The sequence below is a fragment of the Streptococcus parasanguinis genome, from assembly GCF_001073155.1.
In the GTDB taxonomy this organism is placed as follows: Bacteria; Bacillota; Bacilli; order Lactobacillales; family Streptococcaceae; genus Streptococcus; species Streptococcus parasanguinis_D.
This window is the reverse complement of record NZ_JVEE01000015.1, coordinates 69977-81407: the sequence shown is the minus strand read 5'-3', so window position 1 is coordinate 81407 and position 11431 is coordinate 69977. Positions and strand designations below refer to the sequence as shown.

General features: G+C 43.4%; 10 protein-coding genes and 2 pseudogenes. All 12 read left to right on the top strand.

Annotated elements, in window-relative coordinates; all coding sequences use genetic code 11:
- The first annotated feature begins 186 nt into the window (after window positions 1–186).
- A complete protein-coding gene (gene asnS / locus ADH92_RS01530) occupies window positions 187–1533 on the top strand; it encodes an asparagine--tRNA ligase (RefSeq protein ID WP_049496356.1) in 1347 nt (448 codons plus the stop codon).
- A gap of 67 nt (window positions 1534–1600) precedes the next feature.
- Window positions 1601–2338: a DUF1003 domain-containing protein gene (locus tag ADH92_RS01525; protein ID WP_049496354.1), complete on the top strand. Its 738-nt coding sequence runs from the start codon at window positions 1601–1603 to the stop codon at window positions 2336–2338.
- Between the two features lie 58 nt (window positions 2339–2396).
- Window positions 2397–3596 (top strand): MFS transporter, encoded by a 1200-nt coding sequence (locus ADH92_RS01520; protein ID WP_049496351.1) that lies wholly within the window; start codon window positions 2397–2399, stop codon window positions 3594–3596.
- 202 nt (window positions 3597–3798) lie between these two features.
- Window positions 3799–4611, top strand: a pseudogene (locus ADH92_RS01515) (ABC transporter permease); the annotation flags it as partial.
- A 54-nt stretch (window positions 4612–4665) separates the two neighbouring features.
- Window positions 4666–5040: a TnpV protein gene (locus tag ADH92_RS01510; protein ID WP_044681971.1), complete on the top strand. Its 375-nt coding sequence runs from the start codon at window positions 4666–4668 to the stop codon at window positions 5038–5040.
- Window positions 5041–5406: 366 nt separating this feature from the next.
- Window positions 5407–7326 carry a tetracycline resistance ribosomal protection protein Tet(O) gene (gene tet(O), locus ADH92_RS01505; RefSeq protein WP_049496346.1) on the top strand — a complete coding sequence of 640 codons (1920 nt, stop codon included), beginning with the start codon at window positions 5407–5409 and terminating at the stop codon, window positions 7324–7326.
- Window positions 7327–7377: 51 nt separating this feature from the next.
- A complete protein-coding gene (locus tag ADH92_RS10430; protein WP_011528024.1) occupies window positions 7378–7551 on the top strand; it encodes a cysteine-rich KTR domain-containing protein in 174 nt (57 codons plus the stop codon).
- A gap of 345 nt (window positions 7552–7896) precedes the next feature.
- On the top strand, window positions 7897–8550 hold the full coding sequence (locus ADH92_RS01500) for a sigma-70 family RNA polymerase sigma factor (protein ID WP_481906709.1): 654 nt from the start codon (window positions 7897–7899) through the stop codon (window positions 8548–8550).
- Between the two features lie 94 nt (window positions 8551–8644).
- On the top strand, window positions 8645–9070 hold the full coding sequence (locus ADH92_RS01495) for an RNA polymerase sigma factor (protein ID WP_000323896.1): 426 nt from the start codon (window positions 8645–8647) through the stop codon (window positions 9068–9070).
- Between the two features lie 83 nt (window positions 9071–9153).
- Window positions 9154–9627, top strand: coding sequence for a sigma factor-like helix-turn-helix DNA-binding protein (locus ADH92_RS01490; protein WP_000323521.1), 474 nt, complete (start codon window positions 9154–9156; stop codon window positions 9625–9627).
- 153 nt (window positions 9628–9780) lie between these two features.
- Window positions 9781–10437: pseudogene (locus ADH92_RS10785) on the top strand (AAA family ATPase); the annotation flags it as partial.
- Between the two features lie 21 nt (window positions 10438–10458).
- Entirely contained in the window at window positions 10459–11424 is a 966-nt protein-coding gene (mobV, locus tag ADH92_RS10780) for a MobV family relaxase (RefSeq protein WP_001145977.1), read from the top strand.
- The last annotated feature ends 7 nt before the right edge of the window (window positions 11425–11431 follow it).

Genomic DNA, 11431 nt, shown 5'->3' with positions numbered 1-11431 from the left:
AGCTGTTCGCCGCCTCAAGGCCTTTATGGAAAAATAAAAATACAAGATCCTTAGTAATGAGCTGAGGATCTTTTTCTTTAAAAAAAAATCTGGTTTTCACAGGTAGAGCCTAGCACTGAAAGCCTTTTTATGATACAATTAAGAAGATAATGTCTTCGGACAAGTTTAACGAGAAAAGGAAGATGAATGATGACAAAACGGATTACTATCATCGAAGTAAAAGACTATGTTGGTCAAGAAGTGACCATCGGTGCTTGGGTGGCCAACAAATCAGGTAAAGGAAAAATTGCTTTCTTGCAATTGCGTGACGGGACTGCCTTTTTCCAAGGTGTAGCTTTTAAACCAAACTTTATCGAAAAATTCGGCGAAGAAGTGGGGCTTGAAAAATTTGATACCATCAAACGCTTGAGCCAAGAAACATCAGTATTTGTGACTGGTATTGTCAAAGAAGACGAACGCTCAAAATTTGGTTATGAGCTTGATATCACAGATATTGAAGTGATCGGTGAGTCTCAAGATTACCCAATCACTCCAAAAGAACACGGAACAGACTTCTTGATGGATAACCGTCACTTGTGGTTGCGTTCACGCAAACAAGTCGCTGTCATGCAAATCCGTAATGCTATCATCTATGCAACTTATGAATTCTTTGATAAGAATGGCTTCATAAAATTTGACAGCCCAATTCTTTCAGGAAATGCGGCGGAAGATTCTACAGAACTATTTGAAACAGACTACTTTGGAACACCAGCTTACTTGAGCCAATCAGGTCAGCTTTATCTGGAAGCAGGTGCTATGGCCCTTGGTCGCGTCTTTGACTTTGGTCCGGTATTCCGTGCTGAAAAATCAAAAACTCGTCGTCACTTGACTGAGTTCTGGATGATGGATGCGGAGTACTCTTACTTGACACACGATGAGTCACTTGATTTGCAAGAAGCTTATGTCAAAGCCCTTCTTCAAGGTGTTTTGGATCGTGCTCCTCAAGCCTTGGAAACATTGGAGCGTGATACTGAGCTCTTGAAACGCTACATTGCTGAACCATTCAAACGGATCACTTATGATGAAGCCATTGATCTCTTGCAAGAGCATGAAAATGATGAAGATGCGGATTATGAGCATTTGGAACATGGTGATGATTTCGGCTCACCACATGAAACTTGGATTTCAAACCACTTTGGTGTGCCAACATTTGTCATGAACTACCCAGCAGCTATCAAGGCCTTCTACATGAAACCAGTTCCTGGAAATCCAGAGCGCGTGCTTTGTGCAGACTTGCTTGCTCCAGAAGGATATGGAGAAATCATCGGTGGCTCTATGCGTGAGGAAGACTACGATGCCCTCGTTTCAAAAATGGATGAACTTGGCATGGATCGCACAGAATATGAATTCTACCTTGACCTTCGTAAATACGGTACAGTTCCACACGGTGGATTTGGTATCGGTATCGAGCGTATGGTAACCTTCGCAGCTGGTACAAAACACATCCGTGAAGCCATTCCATTCCCACGCATGTTGCACCGTATCAAACCTTAATAGACGTAAAAACGCCATTAGGCGTTTTTCACTTTTATCTGCTCCAAAAACTATGAAAGGAAACTCAATGCTGAAAATAGATATCATCGATGGGAAAGAATACGAGGATGGTCAGGGGGCTTTGATCGCAGATCTAGACCATAGCATTCAACAGATGCTCAAGACATCCTACCCGGAAAGTCAAATGGATGATTTTATCACGTATAAAAATTTGAGCCAATATTGCATGGATTATCTAGGTCAGATTATTGAGCGTGCCAATGATAAAAACGAAGCCATTAAACAGCAGGTGACAGGTGTCATGCCCGAAAGCGAGCGCCCCTTTAACGTTGAAGACCGCTTGACAGCCAGCTATACCTTCGGTCAGAGGGTAGCGGATTCTGTTGCGCGCTTCGGTGGTTCTTGGACTTTTATCATTAGTTTTATCCTGATGATGGCTATCTGGATGTTGATCAATGTCTTGCATCCCTTTGGCTGGAATTTTGATCCTTATCCCTTCATCTTGCTCAATCTTGCGCTTTCTACGATTGCGGCGATTCAAGCTCCTTTGATTATGATGAGCCAAAACAGGGCAGCAGATTATGATCGCCTGCAAGCGCGAAATGACTTTAACGTCAATATGGAGTCAGAAAGAGAAATTCGCTTACTGCATACGAAGATTGACCATATGGTGCAACAAGACCAGACGGATTTACTGGAAATTCAAAAGTTGCAAACCGAATTGTTGGTGTCCTTGTCTAATCAAGTGGCCCAGCTGCGTCAAGAAATGAATCAAGAAAAACTGAAGGAGGTGGAGAAGATGTAGGCAACTCTAAGTAAGTCTTTTAGAAACACTCATATAATCTATTGAAAGAGGAAAAACAATGTTTAAAAGAACTTACAAACGCAATATTTCACTCCTAGCAGGTTTGGAATTTACATCTTATTTTGGAATCACCAGTTTTTGGATTCTCTTTTTTATTCAAAATGGTCTTTCTTTGCTTCAGATTGGTTTATTAGAGAGTATCTTTCATGGGACGAGTCTCTTGTGTGAGATCCCGTCTGGTATGTTAGCCGATCGATTTAGTTATAAGACCAATCTCTATTTGGCTCGCTTGTCCAGTATTGGATCTTCTATCTTGATTTTATTTGGTCAAGGGAATTTTTGGATCTATGCCATTGCTATGATGGTCAATGCTTGGTCTTATAATTTTGACTCGGGGACCAGTACAGCTTTCTTATTTGATTCAGCAGTGGAAGCGGGTCAAAAGGACCGTTATCTTCAGATATCCAGCTTTTTGTCTGGTGTGGCCGAAGTCACCCGAACTTTAGGTACAGTTGTGGCAGGCTTCTTTATTCACGGAGCATTGGCTTGGACCTATTATATTGCTATTGGGCTTTCCTTGCTTTCTATTCTTTTGATCTTTCTGATGAAGGAGCCAGAGAGCAAGAGTGATGAAAGAAATCATTTGACCTTAAAGCGGATATTGGAGGTAGTGAAACAAGAATGGCAGGAAAAACCAGTCTTGTTTTACTGGATGCTCATCTATCAGTTGGTAGGGACCATCATGTGTATGTTTTATTTTTACTACCAACAGAAAATTAGTGACTTAGCTAGTTGGCAAGTTTCGCTCATCATGTTAATTGGTAGTGGATTCAATCTCCTAGCGGTTTATTTGGCCAGTCAAATCGGGAAAAAATGGAATAGTAATCAAGTCTTTCCGATTCTGGTTGCACTGACAGGGTTGGCCTTGCTTTTGGTAGGTGTAAAGACTCCATTCGCCTATCTGAGTGTCTATCTCTTGACCAATGCCCTTTATGCCGTTTATCAACCCATCTACTACAATGATTTACAAGCTTATCTGCCTTCCAGTGTGCGAGCAACCATGCTGAGTATCAATTCCATGATGTTTAGTCTATCTATGATTGTCATTTTCCCACTGACTGGTTGGTTCATTGATAGCTGTGGCTTTGTAGCAGTCTTTCTTGTATTAGGCCTTATAACACTATTTTCTTTCCCACTACTAATGATTGGATTGGGGAAAATGGGTAAGACCTTAAGCAAGGTGCCAAAGACTGAATAAAACTCCTTAGGTTCATTAGTCTAACAAGGTTAAATAGAAGAATAGCAGAGAAACTATCGTTGAATAAACTCTTGCTTAACAAATAGACAAGTTTTTTGTTACTTGTCTAACGACTCAACTCTCTCTGCTTGGCAGGGAGAGTTTTTTCATCTTAAAAATTGTGGTAAAATTAGTTTATTCTATTTAGAAAAGATCGAGTAGTATGAAATCATTATTGAAGTATTTTAAGGGTTATCTATGGGAAACTTTTCTAGGGCCCGTGTTTAAGCTTTTAGAAGCTATTTTTGAATTGTGTGTCCCCTTAATCATCGCCCACTTAGTCGATCAGGTCATTCCGAAAAAGGAAACGAGCGCAGTGGTGATGACGGTCGGTGTTTTGTTTTTATTTGCGAGCTTTGGTGTTGTCGTAGCTATTACGGCCCAGTATTTTTCTTCTAAAGCAGCTGTCGGCTTTACCCGCGAGATGACCAAGGATTTGTATGATAAGATCTTATCACTTCCAAAGGACAAGCGAGATAGGATCGGGACTTCTAGTTTGGTAACCCGTCTCACTTCTGATACCTATCAAATCCAGGTTGGGATCAACCAATTCTTGCGCCTCTTTTTGAGGGCACCGATCATTGTCTTTGGATCTATCATCATGGCCTTCACCATCAGTCCTAAACTAACCCTTTGGTTCTTGGGGATGGTGGCGATTTTAACCTTGATTATTGTGATCATGTCTCGGATTGTCAATCCTCTTTTTGCCAAGATTCGGAAAATCACAGACCGAATGGTCACGGTGACGCGTCAGCAATTTCAAGGGATGCGGGTGATTCGGGCCTTTGGACAAGATGCTAGTGAATTAGAGGATTTTAGAGAGGTCAATCAGGACTACAAGATCTGGCAAATTCGCGCTGGTATCTGGTCTAGTTTGGTGAGTCCCTTGACCTTCCTTGTGGTCAATACGACCTTGGTTTGTGTCATTTGGCAAGGACAATTGAATATCTCTGCTGGTCTTCTAACCCAAGGGATGTAGGACGGATTTTGCGGACATTCAAAATAAAAAAGAATGTGGAGGTAACAGACAATGGCAAAGACAATTTTTGAGGAAATGGGCGGCAAATACGAAAGGCAAGGCGATTATTTAATACCGTGCTTAACTGTACCCGCCGAAGAAGAACAGCCGATAGGCATCTGGGGACAGCGGCATTTGGATTATCTGAAGCATCACTGCAAAGTTACATACACCAATCTTCTTACAAGCGGCAGACTTAACGCTTACCTTGCCGACATCAACAGACAGGCACAGGAACGCTTTGAAAGGCTCATAGAGGGTATGAAACAGGCACAGGGCATAACGGAACAGCTAAAGGCAGAAAACGCCTTAGAATGGACAGGATGCCTCAATAACATAAGGGCTTGTGCGAGGGAGATTGTGGAAAAGGAAATTATTTTTGCATAAACAGATGATTAGTGGCAGGGGGAAATCCTGCCGCTTTTTCTGCTTTAGTTTGTCAGCTTGACAAATAAAGGGTTAAGGAATATAATTAGATTCAGTATTATACAAGGAGTTAATAAATATGCGGCAAGGTATTCTTAAATAAACTGTCAATTTGATAGTGGGAACAAAAAGTAGCAGTCCCGTTTCACTTTTAATATGGGGCTTAGTTTTTTGTACCCAGTTTAAGAATACTTTTATCATGTAATTTTATATGCCCGAAAACATATAAGTGTTTTGGGGCTATTGGAGTTATTTACCCAGTGATAGGAGTATTTATCACTGGGTATTTTTATGCCCTTTTTTGGGTGTTGATAGGAGGAAAATCACATGAAAATAATTAACTTAGGCATTCTGGCTCACGTTGACGCAGGAAAGACAACATTAACGGAGAGTTTATTGTATACCAGTGGTGCAATTGCAGAACCAGGGAGCGTAGATAAAGGCACAACAAGGACAGATACAATGAATTTGGAGCGTCAAAGGGGAATCACTATCCAGACAGCAGTGACATCTTTTCAGTGGGAGGATGTAAAAGTCAACATTATAGATACGCCAGGCCATATGGATTTTTTGGCGGAAGTATACCGTTCTTTATCCGTATTAGACGGAGCAGTATTATTAGTTTCTGCAAAGGATGGCATACAGGCACAGACCCGTATACTGTTTCATGCACTACAGACAATGAAGATTCCGACAATTTTTTTCATCAATAAAATTGACCAAGAGGGGATTGATTTGCCAATGGTATATCAAGAAATGAAAGCAAAGCTTTCTTCGGAAATTATAGTGAAGCAAAAGGTTGGGCAGCATCCCCATATAAATGTAACGGACAATGACGATATGGAACAGTGGGATGCGGTAATTATGGGAAACGATGAACTATTAGAGAAATATATGTCAGGGAAACCGTTTAAAATGTCAGAACTGGAACAGGAAGAAAACATGAGATTCCAAAACGGAACGTTATTTCCCGTTTATCACGGAAGTGCTAAAAACAATCTGGGGATTCGGCAGCTTATAGAAGTGATTGCCAGTAAGTTTTATTCATCAACGCCTGAAGGTCAATCTGAACTATGCGGGCAGGTTTTTAAGATTGAATATTCAGAGAAAAGGCGGCGTTTTGTTTATGTGCGTATATATAGCGGAACATTGCATTTGAGGGATGTTATTAAAATATCTGAAAAAGAGAAAATAAAAATCACAGAGATGTGTGTTCCGACAAACGGTGAATTATATTCATCCGATACAGCCTGCTCTGGTGATATTGTAATTTTACCAAATGATGTTTTGCAGCTAAACAGTATTTTGGGGAACGAAATGCTGTTGCCGCAGAGAAAATTTATTGAAAATCCTCTCCCTATGCTCCAAACAACGATTGCAGTAAAGAAATCTGAACAGCGGGAAATATTGCTTGGGGCACTTACAGAAATTTCAGATGGCGACCCTCTTTTAAAATATTATGTGGATACTACAACGCATGAGATTATACTTTCTTTTTTGGGGAATGTGCAGATGGAAGTCATTTGTGCCATCCTTGAGGAAAAATACCATGTGGAGGCAGAAATAAAAGAGCCTACTGTTATATATATGGAAAGACCGCTTAGAAAAGCAGAATATACCATCCACATAGAAGTCCCGCCAAATCCTTTCTGGGCTTCTGTCGGGTTGTCCATAGAGCCGCTCCCTATTGGAAGCGGAGTGCAGTATGAAAGCAGAGTTTCACTTGGATATTTAAACCAATCGTTCCAAAATGCGGTTATGGAGGGGGTTCTTTATGGCTGCGAGCAGGGGCTGTATGGATGGAAAGTGACAGACTGTAAAATCTGTTTTGAATATGGATTGTATTATAGTCCTGTAAGTACCCCCGCAGACTTTCGGCTGCTTTCCCCTATCGTATTGGAGCAGGCTTTAAAAAAAGCAGGGACAGAACTATTAGAGCCATATCTCCACTTTGAAATTTATGCACCGCAGGAATATCTCTCACGGGCGTATCATGATGCCCCAAGGTATTGTGCAGATATTGTAAGTACTCAGGTAAAGAATGACGAGGTCATTCTGAAAGGAGAAATCCCTGCCAGATGTATTCAAGAATACAGGAACGATTTAACTTATTTCACAAATGGGCAGGGAGTCTGCTTGACAGAGTTAAAAGGATACCAGCCAGCTATTGGTAAATTTATTTGCCAACCCCGCCGCCCGAATAGCCGTATAGATAAGGTTCGGCATATGTTCCACAAGTTAGCTTAACAGCTTGCAAAAGTCATATAAAATGAGATTTGAAAGGATTAGAGACTAATTATGATGAAATGCGAATGGATATTGTGTCCTGTTTGTGGGAGCAAAACCCGTAATAAAATTAGGAAGGACACTGTTTTGGAGAATTATCCCCTTTATTGTCCAAAATGCAGACAAGAAAGCTTGATTAAAGTTGACAACTTGAAGATAACTGTCATCAAAGAGCCAGACGCTTAAGACGCAGAGCCGATGAAATTGTGGAACAATTCACGAATCATCGGCTCTTTTTGTTTCGTATTTGAAAGAACAAACTCACCAAATAAAAAAAACGATATTCGGGTGGGTTATTTTGTTATACCCTAAATTACCCTCTGAATTTGTTTTTAAATTTGGAGGGATTTTTTTATGTTCTTTTTTCGGGCGGTTATTCATCTGCTCATACGAAGTAAAATTTATCAATACATAGCATATCAGAGAATGGCAGGAAACCAGTTAAAAAAATTTCTGCCAGTGCAGCGGTACTTCTCACCTTGAAAGTGGAAGTACAATCTCCATACAACAGAATTTGTATTTCCCATAACCGTGAAGGTCACAGAGCCTTTGCGGTTTTTCTTTTGTCGTTTTTTGTTGGAAAGTGCCGCAGGGCTGTTTCTGGTGTGCGTTGCCGCTCCCCGCCTCTCCATCTGGATTTTTACATTTCAAAAATTCAGATTGGAGGTATTAGCGGTGAAATACGCACCAAGAAAAGTATATATCAAAGAAAGCGGCGGCTATGTGGAACTGTCCTATACGGATTTCTGCCGCCGCAGGCAAGCCGACAAGGGATATATGGACAAGCTGTTTATCCCCGTCCAAGGTTGTCTGCTTGAAGTCGTAAGGGAGCAATATGCGGACTTCTACCGTGACAGGGAGCGGTGGCGTTACCTGCAAAAATTAGATGCGAGGAACAGCCTGCTATCTCTGGACGGATTTACGGACAGCGAGGGGAATCCTCTGGACTTTATCGCTGATGAAGCGGCGGACATTGCGGAAACCGTTGTCAATGCTGTTATGGTGGACAGGCTGAAAGCCGCCCTGCCTTTGTTGTCGGATAGTGAGCAGGAGTTGATACAGGCAATCTTTTTTGACGGACTTTCCGAGCGTGAAGTCGGGGCGAGGTTAAGCATAACCCAGAGCGTTGTGAACAAACGCAAAGCCAGAATCCTAAGAAAACTAAGAAAGATAATAGAAAATTAAAATTTAAGGCGTTCAGCCCCCTTGTTTTTTCCTTTGGGAAAATGAGGGGGCTTTTCTCTGCCCTCTCAATCAATTCTGATTGGAGGAAGAAAGAATGGCATACAACCACGGACGGGAGGACAGGAAATGGCGTATCTGGAAAGAAGCGGAGGAAAAGCTGCTGCGTGAGTGCGGCGTTGATGAAGTGACCATTGAGCAGATACGCATAGCGGACAGGGCAGACTTCAATTCCAACAGGCGGTTTTACCGATGGACGAATGACGTTGCGGAATACCTTGAGGACATGGCAGACAGGGAGCGGCAAGCGGAGGTGAATACAGTTGCGGAGTTACTGGACGAGATTGAGAGCGAAAATCTCTATCAAGTATTAGTCACGGTGGACGGGCGTACCTTGAAAATCGTCCTGCTGAAAATGCAGGGGTATTCCACAAAGGAGATTGCCCCACTTGTGCATTTGACGACTGGTGCCATCTATGCGAGGTTAGACCATCTGCGGAAGAAGCTTCGGAAAATTTTGTAAGCGTCTAATACATCCCATTATTCTGCGGGCTACTGGGTGGGGAGTGGAATCTCCCCGCTTATTTTTGGCAGGAGGAAAACGGGATGGCATATAAAGCTAAGGCGTACACGCTTCGGGAGGAATCCACGGAAAGCGGTATAAGGTATTTTATCAGTTTTAAGGACGGGCAGGGGGAACACCACGAACTGGAAGTATCCGAGCAGTTATTCTTTGAATTTCGGCAGATGGAACGCAGGAACAGGAATCTTCTCCAATGGGACGAGCGGCACAGGGAGTTTTCGGAAGTATGGGACGAAACGCTGAACAGGCGGGCGTTAAAGCTGCCTAAGAGCATTGAGGAACAAATGATTGAAGCAGAACGGGCGGAACTGCTCTGTAAGGCGGTTGACAGACTGCCAGAGATACAAAGGCGACGTTTCCTGCTCTACTACGAGTATGAGTTCAATTTTTACCAAATCGCCGCTATGGAGCATTGCACCGCTTCTGCAATACAGAAATCCGTTGCTGTTGCAAAGAAGAAAGTAAAAGCGGAAATGAGGAAATATCTCCAACCATGACCGACACCGCCCGAAAAAGAAATCTGTTTTTTATTTGTGTGGGATTGGCGGTATTACATACTCTCACTTTTTTCGTGGGAGTAAATCTATTTTTAAGGAGGTCAACGCCTATGTGCAACAAAAACAAGATAACTGCCCGAAAGGAGGAAACCCATGCAGAAGTTACAGACAGTCAACGCCGAAACGCTCCTTTATGAGCCGCTTGAGAAGCCGTCCTTTGTGGTGGACAGCCTTATCCCCACAGGCTTGTCGCTGTTCTGCGGCTCACAGAAGATAGGCAAGAGCTGGCTCATGCTGAAGCTGTGCTTATGCGTGTCGCAGGGAATCCCCTTATGGGACATGACGACAATGGAGGGCGATGTGCTTTACCTCTGCCTTGAGGACACGTTCTGCCGCATACAGGACAGGCTGTTCCGTTTGACGGACGAAGCGAGCGGGCGGCTTCATTTTGCCGTGGCAAGCTGCAAGCTGTCAGACGGTCTTATCGTGCAGCTTGAGGATTATCTGAAAGACTATCCAGACAGCAGGCTCATTGTCATTGATACCTTGCAGAAAGTCCGTACAGCTTCAAAAGACAACGCCTATGCAAGCGACTATGGGGACATCTCCCTAATCAAAGATTTTGCCGACAGGCACTCTCTGGCGGTCATTGTCGTACACCACATCCGAAAGCAGAATGACAGCGATGTGTTCAACAAGGTGTCTGGGACGACAGGCTTAACGGGGAGTGCGGACGCTACCTTTGTTCTGGAAAAGGAGAAACGGGCATCTGACACCGCCAAGCTGTATGTAACGGGCAGTTACCCGCCGAAGAAAGGAAGATGATGGATTATGCCCTATGCAATCCTGCGTTTCCAGAAACGCAAAGCGGGCGGCGTTGCGGCTTGCGAACGCCACAACGAGCGGAAGAAAGAAGCCTACAAAAGCAACCCAGATATCGACATGGAACGCTCTAAAAATAACTATCATCTTGTCGCACCGCCAAAGTACACCTATAAGAAAGAGATTAACCGAAAGGTAGCCGAAGCAGGGTGCAGGACAAGGAAAGACAGCGTGATGATGGTGGAAACGCTCATCACGGCTTCACCAGAATTTATGAACCAGTTACCGCCCGAAGAACAGAAAGCGTATTTTACGATGGCTCTGGATTTCATTTCGGAGCGTGTCGGGGAGCAGAATATCCTCTCCGCAGTCGTCCACATGGACGAGAGAACGCCCCATATGCACCTCTGCTTTGTGCCGATTACACCAGACAATAAGCTGTCCGCCAAAACAATTTTAGGCAATCAAAAGAGCCTGTCGGAGTGGCAGACCGCCTACCATGAGCGGATGTCCTCACGTTGGAATCAGCTTGAGAGAGGTCAATCTTCGATGGAAACCAAGCGGAAACACGTCCCCACATGGCTCTATAAGTTGGGCGGCAGGCTTGATAAGCAGTATGGGGAAATCGTGTCTGCCCTGTCCGACATCAACGCCTTTAACGCAGGGAAAAAGCGTGACAAGGCTCTGGAACTGGTTGCCGCATGGCTGCCCGAAGTGGAGAAATTCTCTAAGGAAATCGGCAGACAGCAGGCGTATATCGACAGCTTAAAGGAGCAAATCGGGCAGGAAGCCGACTATGCAGGGCGTATGCGTGATGAAAAGTACGAGCAGGAATTAAAGGTGCAGAAAGCCAACCAGAGGATATTTGAATTGCAGAGAACCAACGAGCAGATGGGGCGGCTGCTCTCAAAGATACCGCCAGAAGTGTTGGAAGAATTACAGAGAACAGGCAGAAACAAATCAAGAGAAAGGTAAAAAGTGA